Here is a 20,596-nt window from a genome sequence, read left to right as displayed (position 1 = left end):
GCCTGTCGTGTGGTCTGTGACACGCCGGCGCAACGCCGGATCCCCCTTCCCGGAGGTATTCAGTCATGCCCGTCGCTCCGTCCGAGACCTATGTGATCGGCGTCGACTTCGGCACCCTCTCCGGCCGGGCCGTCGTCGTCCGGGTGTCCGACGGCACCGAGCTCGGCTCGGCCGTCCACGAATACCCGCACGCCGTGCTCACCGAGGCCCTGCCCGACGGCACCCCGCTCGGCCACGACTGGGCGCTGCAGGTGCCCGGCGACTACGTCGAGGTGCTCCAGCAGGCGGTGCCCGCCGCGGTGCGCGCTGCCGGCATCGACCCGGCCCAGGTCGTCGGCATCGGCACCGACTTCACCGCGTGCACCATGGTGCCGACGCTGGCCGACGGCACGCCGCTGAGCGAGCTCGAGGGGCTGGCCGACCGGCCGCACGCGTACATCAAGCTCTGGAAGCACCACGCCGCCCAGCCGCACGCCGACCGGATCAACCAGCTCGCCGCCAAGCGCGGCGAGCCCTGGCTGCCGCGCTACGGCGGCCTGATCTCCTCGGAGTGGGAGTTCGCCAAGGCGCTGCAGCTGCTGGAGGAGGACCCCGAGCTGTACGCGCGGATGGACCGCTGGGTCGAGGCCGCCGACTGGATCATCTGGCAGCTCACCGGCTCCTACGTCCGCAACGCCTGCACGGCCGGTTACAAGGGCATCCGCCAGGACGGGCACTACCCGTCGCCGGAGTTCCTGAGCGAGCTCAACCCGGACTTCGCGAGCTTCGTCGCCGACAAGCTGGACCAGCCGATCGGCCAGCTCGGCGCCGCCGCCGGCACGCTGAGCGCCGAGGCCGCCGCCTGGACCGGCCTGCCCGAGGGCATCGCGGTGGCCGTCGGCAATGTCGACGCGCACGTCACCTCGGCCGCGGCCCAGGCCCTCGAGCCCGGCCAGATGGTCGCCATCATGGGCACCTCGACCTGTCACGTGATGAACGGCGCCGAGGTCGCCGAGGTGCCCGGCATGTGCGGCGTCGTGCACGGCGGCATCGTCGAGGGTCTGTACGGCTACGAGGCCGGGCAGAGCGGCGTCGGTGACATCTTCGCCCACTACCTGCGCTACCTCGCCCCCGAGTTCACCCACGAGCACCTCACCGAGCTGGCCGCGCGGCAGCAGCCGGGCGAGCACGGCCTGATCGCGCTGGACTGGCACAGCGGCAACCGCTCGGTGCTGGTCGACCACGAGCTGTCCGGCCTGCTCGTCGGCGAGACGCTGGCGACGCGGCCGGAGGACGTCTACCGGGCGCTCATCGAGGCAACCGCGTTCGGCACCCGGACCATCGTCGAGACGTTCAACGCCGCCGGCGTGCCGGTGCGCGAGTTCGTCGCCGCCGGCGGGCTCGTCAAGAACCCCCTGCTCATGCAGATCTACGCCGACGTGCTGCGGATGCCGCTGTCGGTGATCGGCTCCGACCAGGGTCCGGCGCTGGGCTCGGCGATCCACGCGGCGGCCGCCGCCGGCGCGTACCCGGACGTCCGCGCGGCCGCGGCGGCGATGGGCCGCAAGCAGACCGCGGTCTACCAGCCCGACCCGGCCGCGGCCGAGGTCTACGACGAGCTGTTCGCCGAGTACACCAAGCTGCACGACTACTTCGGCCGCGGCGCCAACAAGGTCATGCGCAACCTGCGGGCCGTCCAGCGCCGGGTGGCCGCCCGGTGAACCCCCTCGACCGCTACCAGCACGCCTACGGACAGGAGTCCACCCGATGAAGCCGCAGATCTGGTTCCTCACCGGCAGCCAGCACCTCTACGGGCCCGAGACCCTGGACCAGGTCGCCTCCCAGTCGCAGCAGATCCAGCAGCTCCTGACGACGTCCGGGGGCATCTCCGCGGAGATCGTCAGCAAGCCGGTGCTCACCGACAGCGCGGCGATCCGGACGGTCATGCTGGCGGCCAACGCCGACCCGGCCTGCCTCGGCGTGATCGCCTGGATGCACACGTTCTCCCCGGCCAAGATGTGGATCACCGGGCTGGACGCGCTGCGCAAGCCGCTGCTGCACCTGCACACCCAGCTCAACCAGGCACTGCCGTGGGCGTCCATCGACATGGACTTCATGAACCTCAACCAGGCCGCGCACGGCGACCGGGAGTTCGGCTACATCCAGACCCGGATCGGCGTGGCCCGCAAGACCGTCGCCGGGCACGCGGCCGACCCGACCGTGGTGACCCGGATCGACGGCTGGGTGCGGGCCGCGGCGGGCGTCCAGCGCCTGCGCAGCCTGCGGCTGGCCCGCTTCGGCGACAACATGCGCGACGTGGCCGTCACCGAAGGCGACAAGGTCGAGGCCGAGCTGCGCTTCGGCGTCTCGGTCAACACGTACGGCGTGAACGACCTGGTCGCGGTGGTCGACGCGGTCCCGGACAGCGAGGTCGACGCGCTGGCGGCGGAGTACGCGGACGCGTACACGCTCGACCCGCAGCTGGCCCGCGGCGGTGACCGGCACGAGTCGCTACGCTACGCCGCGCGGATCGAGGCCGGCCTGCGGCAGTTCCTCACCGAGGGCGGCTTCGGCGCCTTCACCACCAACTTCGAGGACCTGGGCGGGCTGCGCCAGCTGCCCGGCCTGGCCGTGCAGCGGCTGATGGCCGACGGCTACGGCTTCGGCGGCGAGGGCGACTGGAAGACCTCCGCGCTGCTCGCGGCGGTCAAGGCGATGGGTACGGGCACCGGCCGCGGCACCTCGTTCATGGAGGACTACACCTACCACTTCGGCCCGGGCGAGCAGAAGATCCTCGGCGCGCACATGCTCGAGGTCTGCCCGAGCATCGCCGCCGACCGGCCCTCCTGCGAGATCCACCCGCTGGGCATCGGCGGCCGGGAGGACCCGGTGCGGCTGGTCTTCGACGCCGCGCCCGGCCCCGGTGTGGTGATCGGCATGGCCGACCTCGGCGACCGGTTCCGGCTGGTGGCCAACGCCATCGAGGTCACCGCGCCGGACGAGCCGCTGCCCAAACTGCCGGTGGCCCGCGCGGTCTGGAAGCCGGCCCCGTCGCTGGCCACGTCGGCCGAGTCCTGGCTGACCGCCGGCGGACCGCACCACACCGTGCTCACCCAGGCTGTCGGGGCGGAGCCGCTGCGCGACTTCGCCACGATGCTCAACACTGAACTCCTGCTCATCGACGAGAACACGACCACGTACGACTTCGCCGATCGGGTGCGGTGGAACCAGGCGTACTACCGGCAATACGCGCGGTAAGTACGTATCGCCTGCGTAACAACAGTGTCGAGAAATGTTTACTTATGATCGCACGTGCGGGAAAGTTGCCCGGTCGTGCGCCCACCATCGCAAGGAGAGAACGATGAAGTTGACCCGGCTCGCGTCAGTGGCCACGGCCATGACGCTTTCGGTGGCCCTGGCCGCCTGTGGCTCGAGTGAGAAGACGGCCGACTCGCAGGCCTCCGGTGCTGCCGACAACACCGGCGCGCTGATCGGCGTGACCATGCCGACGCGTTCCTCCGAGCGGTGGATCGGTGACGGTGACAACCTCAAGAAGCAGCTCGAGTCCAAGGGCTACAAGGTCGACCTGCAGTACGCCGAGGACGACATCCCCACCCAGGTGAACCAGCTGGACAACCAGATCACCCGGGGCGCCAAGCTGCTGATCATCGCGTCGATCGACGGCACGGCGATCACCACGCAGCTGCAGAGCGCCAAGGAGAACAACATCCCGGTCATCGCCTACGACCGGCTGATCCGCAACAGCCCGAACGTGGACTACTACGCCACCTTCGACAACTTCAAGGTCGGCGTCCAGCAGGCGACCTCGCTGCTGGTCGGCCTGAAGCTGCTCAAGGAGGACGGCACCACCAAGGGTGACGCGAAGGGCCCGTTCAACATCGAGCTGTTCGCCGGCTCCCCGGACGACAACAACGCGACCTTCTTCTTCAACGGCGCGATGTCGGTGCTGAAGCCGTACATCGACAACAAGACCCTCGTGGTCAAGAGCGGCCAGACCGACTTCAAGACCGTCGCCATCCTGCGCTGGAAGCCGGCCGTCGCCCAGGACCGCATGGAGAACCTGCTGACCTCGACGTACAAGGGCGGCACCAAGGTCGACGGCGTGCTGTCGCCGTACGACGGCCTGAGCATCGGCATCCTCTCCGCGCTCAAGAGCAACGGCTACGGCACCGCCGGCCAGCCGTACCCGGTCGTCACCGGCCAGGACGCCGAGCAGGCGTCGGTCAAGTCGATCATCGCCGGTGAGCAGTTCGCCACCATCTACAAGGACACCCGCAAGCTCGCCGACACCACCGTGCAGATGGCCGACGCTGTTCTCAAGGGCCAGAAGCCCACGACGAACAACGACAAGGACTACGACAACGGTGTCAAGGTCGTCCCGGCCCAGCTGCTGGACTCGGTGATCGTCTACAAGAGCAACTACAAGAAGGAGCTCGTCGACTCGGGCTACTACAAGGAGTCGGACCTCAAGTAATCCGTACCGGTGCCCGCCGCCCCACCCGGCGGCGGGCACCGCCTCCTTCGCGCGCGTGCGACCCTGGGGAGTTCCATGAGCGACACCATCCTGCGGATGCAGGACATCACCAAGACGTTTCCCGGGGTCAAAGCGCTCCAGGACGTCAACCTGACCGTACGTCGCGGCGAGATCCACGCGATCTGCGGCGAGAACGGCGCCGGCAAGTCGACCCTGATGAAGGTCCTGTCCGGGGTCTATCCGCACGGCTCCTACGACGGTGAGATCACCTTCGAGGGCGAGGAGTGCCGGTTCTCCGGCATCCGCGACAGCGAGCACCGCGGCATCGTCATCATCCACCAGGAGCTGGCGCTGGCCCCGCAGCTGTCCATCGCCGAGAACATCTTCCTCGGCAACGAGCAGGCCACCCGCGGCCTGATCGACTGGAACCGCACCAACCACGCCGCCGGCCAGCTGCTGCGGCGGGTGGGCCTGCACGAGAGCCCGGTGACCCCGATCCTGGAGCTGGGCGTCGGCAAGCAGCAGCTCGTCGAGATCGCCAAGGCCCTGTCCAAGGAGGTCCGGCTGCTCATCCTCGACGAGCCGACCGCGGCGCTCAACGACGAGGACTCGGCGCACCTGCTCGGCCTGCTGCGCGGGCTGCGCGACGAGGGCATCACCTGCGTGATCATCTCGCACAAGCTCAACGAGGTCATGGCCATCGCCGACCGGGTGACCATCCTGCGCGACGGCCGCACGATCTCCACCCTGGACCTGGCGACCGACGAGGTCACCGAGGACAAGATCATCTCCGGCATGGTGGGCCGCGACCTCGACCACCGCTACCCGCCGCACGAGTCGCACGTGGGCGAGGAGGTGCTGCGGATCGAGGACTGGACCGTGCACAGCCCCACCCAGCACGGCCGGGTGGTGGTCAGCAACGCCAACCTGAGCCTGCGCCGCGGCGAGATCGTCGGGCTGGCCGGGCTGATGGGCGCCGGGCGTACCGAGCTGGCGATGAGCGTCTTCGGCCGCTCCTACGGCATCGGGATCTCCGGGCGGATCATCAAGGACGGCAAGGAGATCCACCTGCGCTCGGTGCGCGACGCGATCAACCACGGCATCGCGTACGCGACCGAGGACCGCAAGCGGTACGGCCTGAACCTCATCGAGGACATCAAGCGCAACATCTCCGCGGCCGCCCTAGGCAAGCTGGCCAAGCGCGGCTGGGTGGACGAGAACGAGGAGTTCAAGACCGCCGGCGCCTTCCGCAAAAGCATGAACATCAAGGCGCCGAGCGTGCTGAGCATCACCGGCAAGCTCTCCGGTGGCAACCAGCAGAAGGTCGTGCTGTCCAAGTGGATCTTCACGAATCCGGACGTGCTGATCCTCGACGAGCCCACCCGCGGCATCGACGTCGGCGCCAAGTACGAGATCTACACGATCATCAACCGGCTCGCCGACGAGGGCAAGGCGGTGCTGGTCATCTCCTCCGAGCTGCCCGAGCTGCTCGGGATCTGCGACCGGATCTACACGCTGTCGGCCGGCCGGATCACCGGTGAGGTGCCGCGCGCCGAGGCCACCCAGGAGAACCTGATGACGCTGATGACCAAGGGAACGGAGTAACCGCGATGTCTGTCGCACCCACCAACGCCGACTACGCGGTGGCCGAGTCACCGGCAGCGCCGGCCGGCCCGACCGGGGACTCACCCCGCCGGTACAACCTGAACCTGCGCCAGAGCGGCATCTATATCGCGTTCGCGCTGATCGTCGTGCTGTTCACCGTGCTCACCGGCGGTGACCTGCTGGCGCCGCAGAACATCAGCAACATCATCGTGCAGAACTCGTACATCCTGATCCTGGCGATCGGGATGATCCTGATCATCATCGCCGGGCACATCGACCTGTCCGCGGGCTCGGTGGTCGCGGTCTGCGGCGCGGTCGCGGCCGTCCTGATGGTCGAGCAGAACGTGCCCTGGCCGCTGGCGCTGCTCATCACGCTGGTCGTCGGTGGTCTCATCGGCGCCTGGCAGGGCTACTGGATCGCCTACTTCGGCATCCCGGCCTTCATCGTCACGCTGGCCGGCATGCTGCTGTTCCGCGCGCTGACCCTGACCATCCTGGGCAACCGCGGCATCGGCCCGTTCCCGGACGAGGTCCGCACGCTGTCAAACGGCTTCACCGAGGGCTACCTGGGCAACGTCGGTCTCGGCGGGCTCGGCGGCGCCGACCTGTTCAGCCTGCTGGTCGGCGTGATCGCGGTCGCCGGCATCGTCTTCACCCAGTGGCGCACCCGCTCGGCCCGCCAGCAGTACGGCCAGGTCGTCGACCCGATGCCGCTGTTCATCGGCCGGATCGCGGTGGCCTCGTTCCTGGTCATCGCCGTCATCGTGCAGCTGGCCCGGTTCAAGAACCTGCCCTGGGTGCTGGTGCTGCTGGCGTTCCTGGTGCTGGCGTACTCGCTGGTGACCAACCGGGCGGTCTTCGGCCGGCAGATCTACGCGGTCGGCGGCAACCTGCAGGCCGCGACGCTGTCTGGCGTCAAGGTCAAGTCGGTCATCTTCTGGATCTTCGTGAACATGGGCGTGTTGGCCGCGCTGGCCGGCGTGATCTTCGCCGGCCGGCTCAACCAGGCGAACCCGACGGCCGGCGCCAACTTCGAGCTGGACGCGATCGCGGCGGCCTTCATCGGCGGCGCGGCGGTCCAGGGCGGCGTCGGCAAGGTGGTCGGAGCCATCACCGGTGGCCTGATCATGGGTGTCATCAACAACGGCATGTCGCTGATCGGTGCCCAGAGCGAAACGGTCCTGCTGGTCAAGGGTGCAGTCCTGCTGGCCGCAGTGGCCTTCGACGTCTGGAGCAAGCGCCGCGCCGGCGCTTCCCGTTAGGGAGGTTCCGGGCGACGGGTGATAGGGGAGAAACGGCGGCGGCCCTTGGGGGGACCGCCGCCGTTTCGCATGTCCGGTCCCGAAAGTTTCGGAGACGGCTGACCCGGCCAGGGTCTCGGAGGCTGTTAACTGCCACCGTGAAAACCACTTTATTCGGTACATAGCTGGACCATGTTGGCGGTAACAAATTCCGGAAGTGTTCCGGGAACCATTGTTTCCGCGATGTTGCCATGCCAGCATGACGGTGGCATTGAAACCCATCGTTCTCCGGTTCTGGTCGTGCGAATCCGGCGATTCCCACGTGCGCTTCTCCGGCTGCGGCCGGCCCTGCGCGCGGCGCTCGGCGACCGGGACGCGGAACCGAAAAAGGAGGCCATCGTGGCAACCAGCCCTCCTGTCCACTCCGCCGGCTCCCCCCGAGGCCGGTCGTTACGGGCGCGAACGCTGATCGCCGTGGCCGTCGCCGTCGTCGCGGCGGTCGGCGCGGTGACACTGATGCCGGACGCGAACGCCGCGGCGGGCACCCTCGGTGCGGCGGCGGCGCAGTCGGGCCGCTACTTCGGTACGGCGATCGCCGCCAGCCGGCTCAGTAACTCGACGTACGCCACGATCGCCGGCCGCGAGTTCAACATGATCACCGCCGAGAACGAGATGAAGCCGGACGCGACCGAGCCCAACCGGGGCCAGTTCAACTTCAGCGCCGGCGACCAGATCTACAACTGGGCGACCCAGCGCGGCCTCAAGGTGCGCGGGCACACCCTGGCCTGGCACGCCCAGCAGCCCGGTTTCTGGGGCAGCCTCAGCGGCAGCGGTCTGCGCCAGGCGATGATCGACCACATCAACGGCGTGATGGCCCACTACAAGGGCAAGCTCGCGTACTGGGACGTGGTCAACGAGGCGTTCGAGGAGAACGGCAGCCGCCGCAACTCGAACCTGCAGCAGACCGGCAACGACTGGATCGAGGCGGCGTTCCGCGCTGCCCGCGCCGCCGACCCCGCGGTCAAGCTCTGCTACAACGACTACAACATCGAGAACTGGACGTACGCCAAGACCCAGGGCGTCTACAACCTGATCCGCGACTTCAAGTCCCGTGGCGTGCCGATCGACTGCGTGGGCCTGCAGACCCACTTCACCGGCGGCAGCTCCCTGCCGGGCAACTTCCAGACGACGCTGTCGAGCTTCGCCGCGCTGGGCGTGGACGTGGCCCTGACCGAGGTCGACGTCACCAACTCGTCCACCTCCCAGTACGCCGGACTGACCCAGGCCTGCCTGAACGTGCCCCGCTGCGTCGGCATCACCGTCTGGGGCGTACGGGACAGCGACTCCTGGCGCTCCAACGAGAACCCGCTGCTGTTCGACGGCGGCGGCAACAAGAAGGCCGCGTACACCTCGGTCCTCAACGCCCTGAACGCGGCCGGCCCGGTCACGCCGTCCTCGCCGACCTCGGGCCCCGGCTCCCCGACGCCCTCGACCCCGCCGGGTCCGGGAAACCGGATCCTCGGCGCCCAGTCGGGCCGGTGCCTGGACGTGCCGAACGCAACCCAGACCAACGGCACGCGGGTCCAGCTGTACGACTGCAACGGCGGCACCAACCAGGCGTGGAGCCTGACCTCGAGCAAGCAACTGACCGTGTACGGCAGCAGGTGCCTGGACGCGGCGGGCTCGGCCAACGGCTCGGCCGTGCAGATCTACAGCTGCAACGGACAGGCCAACCAGCAGTGGAACGTCAACAGCAACGGCACCATCACGGGCGTGCAATCGGGACGCTGCCTCGACGTCTGGGGCACCGGCAACGGCCAGCAGGTCCAGATCTACGACTGCAACAGCCAGGCGAACCAGCGCTTCAGCCTCAGCTGACCTGACGCGGTGTGGCGGCAGCACCTTGCCGCCACACCGTTTCGCCGTCCGAGGTCCGGAAGTTTGGGACAGTGAAGCCATGGTGCCCACACTGATGCTGGTGGGCCTGGTGCTCGGCCGCTGGTGGCGTACGACTCTGGTGGCCGCCACGCTGGGCTGGCCCATCCTGCTGCTCGCCGACGACCTGATCGAACCGGGCTGGAACATCGCCGCGGCGGCGGGCGTGTCGGCGGCCAACACGGCTGCCGGCATCCTGGTCCACCAGGCGATCCGCTGGGCCGTAAGCCGCGCGACCAAACGCGACCAGAGCAGCCAACCCGAGCGCCCGGCCCCGAGTCACTCCGCCCCCGATGACGCGGCCTAGGAGCGGGCCGCGGCCAGGCCGAAGGAGGCCGGGGTGACCTCCGGGAAGACCTCGGCCAGCGATCCGAAACCGCACCGCTTCTGCAGGATCTCGCCGATCACCGCGCGATAGTCCGTCGTCGCCGCCAGGTCGCCGGCGACCAGCGCGCCCGCCGCCAGCCCCGGCCACGTGCCGTACACCGTGCCGCCCCGGACGCCGCCGCCCATGAGCAGCATCGCATTCCCGTGGCCGTGGTCGACTCCGCGGGACGCGTTCTCCGCCACCCGCCGGCCGAACTCGCTCACCGTCACCACCGTCACCGAGGCCATGCCGGCCGGGCCCAGGTCGGCCGCGAACGCCGCCAGCGCCGTGGAGGTCTCGAGCAGGTTGTCGTACATGCGCTGGCCCTTGACCGCCGTGCCCAGGCCCTCGTGCATGTCCCAGTCGCCGGAGTCGACCGCCGCCGCGGCCAGGCCCACCTTCGCCTTGATCAGCCGGGCCACGTCCTCGAGGGCGTTGCCCAGGGGCGTCGCGGGGTAGGCCGCGCCGTTCGCCGGTGCGTACGCGGTTGCGCGTACCCCGGTGGTTGCCGTCAGGGCCGCGTCCGCGGCCAGGGCGGGACCGGCCAGCAGGCCGGGCGCGGTCGCGTACATCTTGCGCAGCGACGCCGCCATCGGGCGGTTCGCGCTCTCGCCGGCCAGCGTGAAGCCGTCGACCGAGGCCATCGACACGTCGGAGAAGGCGCCGCCGAAGAGCCGGGCCGGCATCGCGTTGCCCATCGCCACCGCGGCGAGCGGGCCGGTGGCGCCCGTCAGGCCCAGCATGCGGTCCAGCCAGCCGCTGCGCAGGGACGTGCCCGCGGCCGCGCGTTCCATCTCCTCCATGGCGGCGAAGTGCGAGCGGGTCGGGTTCGGCTGGCCGACCGCGTGCACCGCGGCCAGGCTGCCGTTCTTCCACATCGGCAGCAGCGGGGCCAGGCCCGGGTGCAGGCCGAACATGCTGTTGCCGCCGATCGCCTGGCTCTTCGGCAGGGCGATCGTCGGGCGGGCCTTGTAATAGTCCGGGTCGCCGATCGGGGCGATCGCCGACAGGCCGTCGAAGCCGCCGCGCAGCGACAGCACCACGAGGGTGTCGCCGGTGTAGCCCTCGGCGGCGTACGCCAGTCGGGTGGACAGCCCTTCGCCGACCAGGCCGGCCAGCGCCCCGGCGGCGCCGGCCGCGAGGCCGCGGCCCAGGACGCCCCGGCGGGTGAGCAGCTTCTTGTTCTCGTCGCAGCAGGCCTGTGCGGTCATGGCGGTCACCTCAGCTGGAAGGAGGGCGAGTCGAGGACGAGAGCGATCAGGTACGGCAGACTCCCGGCGACCGACTCCTTGCTGGTCAGAGAACTCGTCGGCAGCTTGCCCGCGACGCTTAGCACGGCCGCCACGTGATCGGCGGGCAGCGGGGTGCCGACCAGCCGCCGGGCCAGCGCGTCCACCAGCGCCCCGTATGTCTGCGGCAGCATCGGCACGAGGGACGTGAGCAGGTCGGCGGGACGGGTGAGCTGCTTGGGGTACCAGCCGGCCGCGAGGTTCAAGTGGCTGTTGCAGCGCATGAGGAACGCCGACGGTGACGCCCACGCGGCGGCCACGTCCGGGAAGCCGTTCGGCGGGCTCCAGCGGAACGGGGCGTTCCCGGCGTTGACCAGGTTGTTGTAGAGCGCGTCGAGCGCCTTCACGCCGGAGGTCTCCGGGCCCAGGCCGAGGGCGCGGACGGTGGCGGTCAGGTCCTCGAACGGCGTACGGACCTTCTGCCCGATCGACGCGGCGAACTCCGGCGAGGTGAACAGGGCCCGCAGCACCGGCACGATCGACGTGTCGTTGTCCAGGTACACCTTGGCCAGCTTGGCGACCAGGGTGGCCGGGGCCTCGTCGGCGACGAAGCGCAGGCAGAGCTTGGTGGCCAGCCGCTCGGCGGTGGCCGGGTGCCTGGCCAGGTAGTCGAGGAACGCCAGCGCGGCCGCCTCGCCGCCCTCGGCCGTCGCGTTCGCGTGGCTGAAGCCCAGGATCCGTACGGCGCCGGTCGCGTGCTTGGCCGCGGTGTAGGTGTACGTCCCCGCGGTCGTCACGGTCAGGCCGGTGAGCAGCTTGGCGGCGGCCTGCACGTCGGCCTCGGTGTAGATCATGCCGACGGTGTGCAGCTCCATCAGCTCGCGCGCGTAGTTCTCGTTCGGCAGGGTCTTGGTCGACGACCGGTTGTCCAGGTACGTCAGCATCGCCGGGTGCCGGGCCGAGGCCTTGAGCATGTCCGCGAAGCGCCCGAAGGTGTACTTGCGGGTGACCGTCTTGTCGTAGTCGCTGCGGCTGTCCCAGACTCCGCTGGACGGCGCCGAAATGTGCAGGTGGTTGGCCCAGAAGGCGGCGGTGGTCTCGAACAGCTGCCGGTTGCTCCAGGTCGCCCGGGCCACCGCGGCCCGGCCCAGCTGGCCGAACGCCTCGTACGAGTGCTTGGGCAGCTTGGCGCGTACCGTCGCGATGTCGGCACCGGCCAGCGGCAGGCGGGTGAGCAGCGCGTCCAGCGCCGAGTCGTCGATCTTCGCCGGGTCGAGCTGGCGGTCCAGCCAGGCCGGCACGCCCAGCTTGGCCAGCTCGGCCAGGGCCGCCGGGGTGGGTCCGAAGGTGGCCCGGCGCAGCAGGTGCGCGAGCGGGTCGGCCGAGACGAGGTCGGTCGGCACGGCCGCCGCGGCGGCGGGCGCGGCCAGCGCCACGTCGAGGGCGAGGCCCCCGGCCGCGGTCACGGCGACGGCGGCGGCGCCACCGAGAACGGCGCGGCGGGTCGGCTCAGGCTTCGTCTGCATGCCAGGCCCTTCGGCGTGATCCGGCACCCGCCGCGCCGCCGCAACCGGACTCTCACCGCTCGCAATGCGCTTGCACCCGTCGCGTCACGGCGTCCCGGCACGTACGCTCAGGGCTGTGGATCAGATCGATGCGGTACGGACCCCGGCGTCCTGGGTCGTGGTGGGTCTCGACAACGGCGGCACCTGCAACAACGCGACCGTCCTGGACGCGACGGGCCAGTTCCTGGTCGACAGTCTGGTGGAGAATCCGAGCCTGGTGACCGAGGGCCCGGAGTCCGCGGTCGAGCAGCTCGCCGAGGCCTTCACCGGCATCCTCGCGCTGACCAGCACCCCGCGCACGCTGGTGCGCGCGGTCGGGCTGGACACCCCGGGCCCGGCCAGCGCCGACGGCGTCATCTCGTCCAAGGGCTCGACGAACTTCTCCCAGGTCTCCTGGCACGGCTTCGACATCCGCGGCGCCCTGCAGGCGCGGATCGGCCTGCCGGTGGTCTACAACAACGACGCGAACGCGGCCGCGCTCTACGCCCACCACCGGCACTTCGGCGCCGAGGCCATGGAGCGGTCGTCCGTGGCGGCGATCGTCGGCACCGGCCTGGGCGGGGGAGTGGTCGAGCTCGGCAAGGTGGTCAGCGGTGCGGCCGGCATGGCGGGCGAGCTGGGCCACGTGCAGATCCCGCTGCACGGCGTGCTGGAGGAGGACCAGCCGGTGCCGGAGTGCAACTGCGGCTTCGCCGGCGACGTGGAGAGCATCGCGTCGCTGACCGGCATCGCGAAGAACCTGCTGCCGTACTGGCTGCGGCGGTTCCCGGACCACCCGCTGGCCGGGGAGCCGATCAGCCGGGCGGCCAAGCTGCTCCGCGGGTACGGCGAGAAGGACGACCCGCTGGCCGTGGCGGTCTTCGAACAGCAGGCCAAGGCGATCGGCAAGCTGTTCACCATCGCGGCCAACTTCACCGACCCGGCCGCGTACTTCCTGGGTGGCGGCGTGGTCGAGGCGGCGCCGCACTTCCGCCAGTGGTTCCTCAACACGGTCCGTGAGCACACCCAGCTGCGGGCCGAGCAGCAGGCCGCGGCGACCTTCGCCCTGGTGCCCGACCTCGACATGGCCGGTGCCCGGGGAGCGGCCGTCGCCGCGCTGGAGACCGTACGCACCGACGGCTGACCGGGGCTTTGTCCACTGTGGTGGCACAGGCATGACCGCGCGTCCCCCCGCGAATTCCCGAGCGCTCCTAACACCTGTGACGATGCATCGACACCACTAGATATTGATCGACTCGCTCGGTAGCGTCCTGTGTGCCGTCCGTGGCGGGGGCCCCGGAGGCACCGAAGGGGGATCACTGATGCGACGTAGCATCGCGACCGTCGGAGCACTCGTGCTGGGAATCGTCGCGCTCACTCCGGGCGCGACGCCGGCCGCTCCACTCCAATCCGACCCGGGACTGAGCCCGGCCGACCAGGCTGCCGTCGACGCCGGGCTGCCGGTGGCCGCCAAGCCGAAACCCGGCGCCAAGCCCGCCGGGGTCAACCCGTACCTGGCGATCCTGCCCGACCCGGCGAAGGCCGACTACAGCGGCTGGGCCGCCTACATGAAGAAGCAGGCGTCGGCCAAGGCCGCCGCCCGCCTCAAGGCCCTCGCCGCGGCACCGTCGTCCGCGGCGGCCAAGGCTGCCGCGGCCGCGGTGGTCGTCGACGAGGACGAGCCCGCGGGCACCCGCGGTTCCAACGAGGACCCCGCCTCTGCCCAGCTGATCAAGAACTTCGGCACCGGCAGCGGCCAGAACCCGGCCATCCGCATCCTCGGCGCCCTCACTCCCGAGAGCGTCACCCCCGCCGCCCGGGCCGCCACCCCGGAGGACGACGGGTCGATCCCGCTCGCCGGGGCCACCGGCATCGGCGCCGCCCGCCGGGCGATCGTCACCACCGCCGCCATCGGTGACGGCCCGCACGGCTCCGCCGGTACGGGCACCAACGACTTCGACTTCTACTCGCTGCAGGCCACCGCCGGGCAGGTGGTGACCGTGCAGACGGCCACCCCCACGGGCGCGCTGGACACGCTGGTCGCGCTCTACACGCCGGACGGCACGATCGTGGCCAGCAACGACGACGCGGCCGGCTCCTTCGACAGCCTGCTGCAGTACAAGGTTCCGGCCACCGGCACCTACTACGCGGTCGTCGCGGCGTACAGCGGGCTGCCGGCCGATCCGTTCGATCCGGCCAGCGGGGACGGCGGGGCCAGCGAGGGCCCGTACACCGTCACCATCTCGGCGGCCTCGGACGACCAGGACTTCTTCGCGATCAAGCTCAAGGCCGGTGACGTGCTCGGCGCGTCGGCCAAGGGCGCGCCGTCGTACCTGACGGTCTACGACACCAACCCGCGCGAGGTGCACGGGTCGGACCAGGACGCCACCTACATCTACCCGCCGTCCTCGCCGCTGCCCGGTGGAGGCAACGCGGCCACCGACTACGTGGCGACCAAGGCCGGCTGGCACTACGTGGGCGTCGCCCGGGGTTCCGGCAGCTACGACATCACCGTCGAGGCTTACCGGCCGGTCCTGCAGGGTGCCAAGCCCGTGCAGACGCTGTTCCTGGACTTCGACGGGGCCCGGGTCAACACCGGTGTCTTCGGCGGCACCGGGAACGTGACGCTCAGCCCGTTCTCCGCGTTCCTCGCCAAGTGGGGCATCCCGCGCGTGCAGGAGGACGAGGTGATCGACGCGGTGGTCGCGAGCGTCACCGAGAACATCAAGCAGGATCTGATCGCCAGCGGTCTCAACAGCAAGTTCCGGGTGAAGATCCTCAACAGCAAGGACCACGCGGACCCGTGGGGCCAGGCGAACGTGAGCCGCATCGTGGTCGGCGGCACGATCGACGAGTCCGGGGTCGAGACCATCGGCATCGCGCAGAGCATCGACCCGGGCAACTTCGAGACCGAGGAGACCGCCCTGGTGCTGCAGGACGTGCTCAGTGACCCGGCCGGTGGGCCGGCCTCGCTGAACACGTACCTGACCCCGGCCAGCGACCGGGTGGCCTTCGTCGGCCGGGCGGTGGGCAACGTGACCGCGCACGAGGCGGGTCACTTCTTCGGTGACTGGCACACCGACAACGCCGACGAGACGGCCAACCTGATGGACTCGGGTGGCGCCAACTTCGACGTGCTCTTCGGCGTCGGCCCGGACGGCGTCGGCGGTACGGCTGACGACGCGGACGTCGACTTCGGCGACAGCCAGTTCAGCCCGGCGGAAGGCTTCGTCGGCACGGAGGACACGCTGGGCCGGATCGTCTTCGGTCTGACCAGCTGACCCTCGGACACGGCAGGGGCGTCCCGGGCATCCGGGGCGCCCCTCTCGCTGTCCGGGGTCAGTCCTTCATGGCGGTCTCGACGTCGGCGTGCAGCGACAGATAGTCGATCAGGCCGAGGGTGTCGAGCAGGCGCCGCAGGAAACCGGAGGGTGCCGCGAGCCGGACCCAGCCACCGCGTTCCATCGCGCGGCCGTGCGCCGTCACCAGGACGCCGACGCCCATGGAATCGCAGAAGTCGAGTCCCGCCAGGTCGACGATGATCCGAGGGCTGGGACGTTCCACGAGGCGGCTGAGGTTGGCCTTCAGCGACGGCGCGGTGTCGATGTCCAGGGAGCCGCGCAATGTCAGAACGGCCGTGTTGGGCGGGTGGTGCGCGACCGAGACCTGCATGGCGGTGTCGCTTTCGTCGGGGGCGGGCAGGGGTCAGTCAGGTCAGTCAGGGGTCGTGGCGGACAGGACAGGTGGGTGTCTCCACCCTAGGCGAGGACGCGCTCGGCGGCAGACTCAGCCCGGAGTACGTTGATCACGTGAGCATCGACAAGGGTGACGTCGCCCCCGACTTCGAACTACCCGACCAGCACGGCAACGCGCGGCGGCTGAGCACCTTGCTCGCCGACGGCCCGGTCGTGCTGTTCTTCTATCCGGCCGCGATGACCAGCGGCTGCACGGCCGAGGCCTGCAACTTCCGGGACCTGGGCGCCGAGTATGCCGCGGCCGGCGCGCAGCGGGTCGGCATCAGTCGGGACAAAGTGGACAAGCAGCGGCAGTTCGCGGAGCTGCACGGCTTCGACTACCCGCTGCTCTCCGACCCGGAGAACAGCGCGGCCGAGGCGTACGGGATCAAGCGCCGGCTGCCGCTCGGCCCGCTGAGCGTCAAGCGGGTGACCTTCGTGATCGACACCGACCGCACGGTGCTCGACGTCATCCACAGCGAGCGCGACATGAACGAGCACGCCGACCGGGCCCTCGAAGTGCTGAAGGCCCGAGCAGCGTCTTAGTCGTCAGACCGCGTTGCGCCACTTGCGGCCGCTGCGGCCGATCAGGCGGTCGGCGTCCGTCGGGCCCCACGAGGCGGCCTCGTAGGTCGGGATCGGCGACATGTCGTTCTTCCAGTGCTCGATGATCGGGTCGACGATCCGCCAGCACTGCTCGACCTCGTCGGTGCGGATGAACAGCGTGGGGTCGCCGAGCAGGGCGTCGAGCAGCAACCGCTCGTAGGCCTCCGGCGACTCCTCGCGGAACGTCTGCTCGTACGAGAAGTCCATGCTGGCCGTGCGCACCCGGAACGAGTGGCCCGGGACCTTGGCGCCGAAGCGCAGCGAGATGCCCTCGTTGGGCTGGATCCGCAGGATCAGCGCGTCCGCGTCCAGCTCGGTGAGCTGGTTGGTCGGGATCGGCAGGTGCGGCGGCCGCTGGAACTGCAGGGCGACCTCGGTCACCCGGGCGGGCAGCCGCTTACCGGTACGCACATAGAACGGCACCCCGGCCCAGCGCCAGTTGTCGACGTTGAGCCGCATCGCCGCGTACGTCTCGGTGCGCGACAGTGGGTCCACGCCGACCTCGTCGCGGTAGCCCGCCATCAGGTCCTCGCGGGTGCCGCCGCGGGTGTACTGGCCGCGGACCGCCAGGTCGGCGATGTCGCGGTCGGTGGGCAGCCGGATCGCCTGCAGCAGCTTGACCTTCTCGTTGCGCAGCCCCTCGGCGTCGAACGAGGCCGGCGGCTCCATCAGCGAGAGAGCGAGCACCTGGAGCACGTGGTTCTGCACGATATCGCGCATCGCGCCGGCGTGCTCGTAGAAGCCGCCGCGGGTGCCCACGCCGAGGGTCTCGGCCACGGTGATCTGCACGTGGTCGACCCACGAGCGGTTCCAGATGGGCTGGAAGATCGCGTTGGCGAAGCGCAGGGCGAGCACGTTCTGGACGGTGTCCTTGCCCAGGTAGTGGTCGATGCGGAAGACCTGCGGCTCGTCGAACGCGGCGTGCACGATCCCGTCGAGCTCGTGCGCGGTGCGCAGGTCGTTGCCGTACGGCTTCTCGATGACGAGCCGGGCGAACGAGCCCTCGCGCGCGTGGTTGAGCCCCGCGCCGGCCAGCCCGTTGATCACCGGCTGGAACGCCTCGGCGGGCGTCGAGAGGTAGAAGATCCGGTTGCCCGCGGTGCCGCGGGTGGCGTCGAGCTCGTCGAGCACCTCGGCCAGCCGCTTGTAGGTCTCCGGGTTGTCGTAGCCGCCGGAGACGTAGCGGATGCCGCCGCCCTGCAGCTGCGGCTTGTCGGCGAGGCTGCGGCCGCCGAGCGCGCTCTCGGCGAACTGGTGGTCCTCCATGGCCGTGCGGGCGACGCCGACCAGGGCGAACTCGCCGGGCAGCCGGTTGTGCCGGGCCAGGCTCTCCACGGCCGGCAGCAGCTTGCGCCGGGTGAGGTCGCCGGACGCGCCGAAGATCACCAGAGTGGCGGGCGGGGCGTTGCGGTCCTGTGCGAGCTGGGGAACGGTGTCCATCGTCAGGTCTTCCTCCGACCGCGTACGTGAGCTTCCGTGAGAACTTTACGCAGCGCGGGCTCCCACCGGATCAAACCGGTACGCCGATGCGACCAGGCCCATAGCCGCAAAAGTGGCAAACTGGGGAGTAAGGTGCCAATCGGCAGAGGGAGATTGCTCGTGAAGTACCGGCTCGTGACCCGCAGCGACTTCGACGGGTTGGTCTGCGCCGTCCTGCTGCGTGTGCTCGACATGATCGACGAGATCACCTTCGTGCACCCGAAGGACGTGCAGGACGGCGTGGTCGACATCACTGAGCGTGACATCTTGACCAATCTGCCGTTCGCTCCGGGCGCTCACATGGTGTTCGACCACCACCATTCGGAGACGCTGCGTAACAAGGGTGACCGTTCGAACCACGTCATCGACCCGGACGCGCCGTCGGCCGCCCGGGTGATCTACGACTACTTCGGCGGCGCGGAACGCTTCCCGGAGATCTCCGACGAGCTGATGCGCGCCGTCGACCAGGCCGACTCGGCCGACTACGCGCTGCACGACATCCTCGACCCGCAGGGCTGGACGCTGCTCAACTTCCTGATGGACAGCCGCACCGGGCTGGGCCGCTTCCGGGAGTTCCGGATCTCGAACTACCAGCTGATGATGCTGCTGATTGACGCTTGCCTGCAGTTGCAGACGGTCGACGAGATCCTCGAGCTGCCGGACGTCCGCGAGCGCGCCGAGCTCTACCGCGACTGCTCGGCGATGTTCGTGGAGCAACTGCGCCGGGTCAGCCACGTCGACGGCGACGTGGTCGTGGTCGACCTGCGCGAGGAGGAGACGATCCACGCGGGCAACCGCTTCATGGTCTACGCCCTCTACCCGGAGTCCCGCGTCTCGATCCACATCATCTGGGGCCGCCAGAAACTCAACACCGTCTTCGCCTGCGGCAAGTCAATCCTCGACCGCACCTCCCCGGTGGACATCGGCGAAGTGATGCTCCGCTACGGCGGCGGCGGCCACCAAGCCGCAGGAACCTGCCAGATCCCCCATGAAGACTCAGAACGAGTACTGACAGAAATCATCCAAGCCCTGAAAACCCCACGCCCGGTCAAGGTCTGATGGGGTAACCGCACCCAAAGTCCCGCCGAGCGACAGCAAAAGCCAAAAGAAATACAGCGGGGCGGGAAGCCGAACCTTCCCGCCCCGCCAAGTTGCAGGTCGTGGGTCTTGCCCTGGACCCCACCCGCCGGTCGTGTTCCGCGCCCCACGCGCATCAGCACGACACACCCGCGCCCACCTGCGCGGGACGTCTGTCACTCGGTCGGGCCGTCCTTGTAGCTCCAGGACGTGACCCGTGGTGTCTTGGCCGCGCCGACGAGTTCCTTGTCGTCCGGCTCGGCTTCCGGCTCTTCGGTCGCTGCGGTTTCGGCCGGGCGGCGGCGTGCTCGCAGCACCGCGACGGCTCCGGCGGCTGCGGCCAGGGCGGCGACGACCCAGCCGGCGATGGTCCAGAAGCCGGGGCCGTCGTTGGCGTCGATCAGGGCGGCGAAGGTGGCCGCGTCGGCGTCACCGGTGTCGCTGGTGCCCGTACCGTTGTGCCCGCCGGAGTGGGGTGCCGCTTGCTGGCCGGGCGCCGCCGGGGTGAGGGACAGCACGACCGGCGGCAGGGGAGCGCCCTTGGCCGGGTCGGCGTAGGTCGCCTGGAGGGTGAAGCTCATCTGGGCAGAGGCCGGCATCGGGCCCATCGCGACCGGCAGGTCCGCCGATTTGCCGGGGGCGAGCGCCTTGCCGGGCATCGCGGTCCAGGTGATGTCCGCGGCGGTCTCGGCGATCGCTTCGCCGTGGATGCCGTCCATCGGGGTGGCCAGCGACTTGGTGGTGATCAGCGGCGCCCAGTCGTCCACCGACAGCGGGTAGGCCTCGGCGACCGGCAGTTCGGCCGGCAGCATCAGCTTGACCTTGGTGATCGGGCTCCGGGCGGTGTTCGTCACCTTGAACGTCACGTTGGTGCCGCTGCCCTGCGGTGCGCTGGGCGGGCTGACCGTGACGTCCGCGGCGGCGGGGGATGCCGCGCAGAGCACACCCGCGGCGACGGCGGCGGCCAGTACGCCCGCCCGGCGGTGCTTCTCGAGGTTCCTCACGAGGGGTAGTTCGGCTGGGACGCGTCAATGGTTCAACCGTGCCGGACTTTCTTTTCGGCGAGTTCGGCATGATGGTCGGCATGCGTGACGTGGCCATCAACAGCGACATGATCAGACTCGGACAGTTTCTCAAACTGGCCGATCTCATCGACACCGGCGGGGAGGCGAAGATCCTGATCGCGTCGGGGGACGTGACGGTCAACGGGGAGGTCGACACCCGGCGCGGGCGGCAGCTGCGACCGGGGGATGTGGTGGTCGTGCAGGGACGGTCGGCCCGGGTCGCCTGAGGACCTCCGCGCAA

General features: G+C 69.9%; 17 protein-coding genes. 12 read left to right on the top strand and 5 right to left on the bottom strand.

Going from position 1 to position 20,596, the window contains the following annotated elements:
* Nucleotides 1-65: 65 nt before the first annotated feature.
* The 7 genes from araB to ACQP2Y_RS29450 all read left to right on the top strand — a co-directional run bounded on the left by araB (nucleotide 66) and on the right by ACQP2Y_RS29450 (nucleotide 9,562).
* A complete protein-coding gene (gene araB, locus ACQP2Y_RS29480; RefSeq protein WP_433718349.1) occupies nucleotides 66-1,700 on the top strand; it encodes a ribulokinase in 1,635 nt (544 codons plus the stop codon).
* A 46-nt stretch (nucleotides 1,701-1,746) separates the two neighbouring features.
* On the top strand, nucleotides 1,747-3,237 hold the full coding sequence (gene araA, locus ACQP2Y_RS29475; RefSeq protein WP_433718348.1) for an L-arabinose isomerase: 1,491 nt from the start codon (nucleotides 1,747-1,749) through the stop codon (nucleotides 3,235-3,237).
* Nucleotides 3,238-3,340: 103 nt separating this feature from the next.
* Nucleotides 3,341-4,474 carry a multiple monosaccharide ABC transporter substrate-binding protein gene (gene chvE / locus ACQP2Y_RS29470; protein WP_433718346.1) on the top strand — a complete coding sequence of 378 codons (1,134 nt, stop codon included), beginning with the start codon at nucleotides 3,341-3,343 and terminating at the stop codon, nucleotides 4,472-4,474.
* Between the two features lie 75 nt (nucleotides 4,475-4,549).
* Nucleotides 4,550-6,079 (top strand): multiple monosaccharide ABC transporter ATP-binding protein, encoded by a 1,530-nt coding sequence (gene mmsA, locus ACQP2Y_RS29465; protein WP_433718345.1) that lies wholly within the window; start codon nucleotides 4,550-4,552, stop codon nucleotides 6,077-6,079.
* A gap of 5 nt (nucleotides 6,080-6,084) precedes the next feature.
* Entirely contained in the window at nucleotides 6,085-7,341 is a 1,257-nt protein-coding gene (gene mmsB / locus ACQP2Y_RS29460) for a multiple monosaccharide ABC transporter permease (RefSeq protein WP_433718344.1), read from the top strand.
* Between the two features lie 453 nt (nucleotides 7,342-7,794).
* Nucleotides 7,795-9,198, top strand: a complete 1,404-nt coding sequence (locus tag ACQP2Y_RS29455; RefSeq protein WP_433718342.1) for an endo-1,4-beta-xylanase — start codon at nucleotides 7,795-7,797, stop codon at nucleotides 9,196-9,198.
* 79 nt (nucleotides 9,199-9,277) lie between these two features.
* Nucleotides 9,278-9,562 carry a hypothetical protein gene (locus tag ACQP2Y_RS29450; protein ID WP_433718341.1) on the top strand — a complete coding sequence of 95 codons (285 nt, stop codon included), beginning with the start codon at nucleotides 9,278-9,280 and terminating at the stop codon, nucleotides 9,560-9,562.
* Here the strand turns inward: ACQP2Y_RS29450 and ACQP2Y_RS29445 are convergent.
* Together ACQP2Y_RS29445 and ACQP2Y_RS29440 are read right to left on the bottom strand one after the other, a co-directional pair.
* Complete coding sequence (locus ACQP2Y_RS29445; RefSeq protein WP_433718339.1) at nucleotides 9,559-10,833, bottom strand: DUF1501 domain-containing protein; 1,275 nt, start codon at nucleotides 10,831-10,833, stop codon at nucleotides 9,559-9,561. The genes ACQP2Y_RS29450 and ACQP2Y_RS29445 overlap by 4 nt on opposite strands.
* A 5-nt stretch (nucleotides 10,834-10,838) precedes the next feature.
* Nucleotides 10,839-12,377: a DUF1800 domain-containing protein gene (locus ACQP2Y_RS29440; protein ID WP_433718338.1), complete on the bottom strand. Its 1,539-nt coding sequence runs from the start codon at nucleotides 12,375-12,377 to the stop codon at nucleotides 10,839-10,841.
* Nucleotides 12,378-12,492: 115 nt separating this feature from the next.
* Here ACQP2Y_RS29440 and ACQP2Y_RS29435 point away from each other — a divergent pair, with 115 nt between their 5' ends.
* Both ACQP2Y_RS29435 and ACQP2Y_RS29430 read left to right on the top strand, forming a co-directional pair.
* Nucleotides 12,493-13,539, top strand: a complete 1,047-nt coding sequence (locus ACQP2Y_RS29435) for an ROK family protein (RefSeq protein ID WP_433718336.1) — start codon at nucleotides 12,493-12,495, stop codon at nucleotides 13,537-13,539.
* A gap of 178 nt (nucleotides 13,540-13,717) precedes the next feature.
* Nucleotides 13,718-15,676, top strand: a complete 1,959-nt coding sequence (locus ACQP2Y_RS29430) for a PPC domain-containing protein (protein ID WP_433718334.1) — start codon at nucleotides 13,718-13,720, stop codon at nucleotides 15,674-15,676.
* A gap of 58 nt (nucleotides 15,677-15,734) precedes the next feature.
* Here the strand turns inward: ACQP2Y_RS29430 and ACQP2Y_RS29425 are convergent, their stop codons facing one another.
* Complete coding sequence (locus tag ACQP2Y_RS29425; RefSeq protein WP_433718332.1) at nucleotides 15,735-16,067, bottom strand: STAS domain-containing protein; 333 nt, start codon at nucleotides 16,065-16,067, stop codon at nucleotides 15,735-15,737.
* 137 nt (nucleotides 16,068-16,204) lie between these two features.
* On the opposite strand from ACQP2Y_RS29425, the gene ACQP2Y_RS29420 reads away from it, so the two are divergent.
* Nucleotides 16,205-16,675 (top strand): peroxiredoxin, encoded by a 471-nt coding sequence (locus ACQP2Y_RS29420; RefSeq protein ID WP_433718330.1) that lies wholly within the window; start codon nucleotides 16,205-16,207, stop codon nucleotides 16,673-16,675.
* 3 nt (nucleotides 16,676-16,678) lie between these two features.
* On the opposite strand, the gene zwf is transcribed toward ACQP2Y_RS29420, so the two are convergent.
* A complete protein-coding gene (gene zwf / locus ACQP2Y_RS29415; protein ID WP_433718328.1) occupies nucleotides 16,679-18,175 on the bottom strand; it encodes a glucose-6-phosphate dehydrogenase in 1,497 nt (498 codons plus the stop codon).
* A 159-nt stretch (nucleotides 18,176-18,334) separates the two neighbouring features.
* On the opposite strand from zwf, the gene ACQP2Y_RS29410 reads away from it, so the two are divergent.
* Nucleotides 18,335-19,273 (top strand): exopolyphosphatase, encoded by a 939-nt coding sequence (locus tag ACQP2Y_RS29410; protein ID WP_433718327.1) that lies wholly within the window; start codon nucleotides 18,335-18,337, stop codon nucleotides 19,271-19,273.
* 194 nt (nucleotides 19,274-19,467) lie between these two features.
* On the opposite strand, the gene ACQP2Y_RS29405 is transcribed toward ACQP2Y_RS29410, so the two are convergent.
* Nucleotides 19,468-20,295 (bottom strand): DUF1775 domain-containing protein, encoded by an 828-nt coding sequence (locus ACQP2Y_RS29405; protein ID WP_433718325.1) that lies wholly within the window; start codon nucleotides 20,293-20,295, stop codon nucleotides 19,468-19,470.
* A gap of 38 nt (nucleotides 20,296-20,333) precedes the next feature.
* Here ACQP2Y_RS29405 and ACQP2Y_RS29400 point away from each other — a divergent pair, with 38 nt between their 5' ends.
* Nucleotides 20,334-20,582 (top strand): RNA-binding S4 domain-containing protein, encoded by a 249-nt coding sequence (locus tag ACQP2Y_RS29400; RefSeq protein ID WP_433718324.1) that lies wholly within the window; start codon nucleotides 20,334-20,336, stop codon nucleotides 20,580-20,582.
* The last annotated feature ends 14 nt before the right edge of the window (nucleotides 20,583-20,596 follow it).

Origin of the sequence: Actinoplanes sp. CA-051413 (assembly GCF_050955795.1) — a bacterium.
GTDB lineage: Bacteria > Actinomycetota > Actinomycetes > Mycobacteriales > Micromonosporaceae > Actinoplanes.
This window is presented reverse-complemented; position numbering and strand designations above follow the sequence as displayed.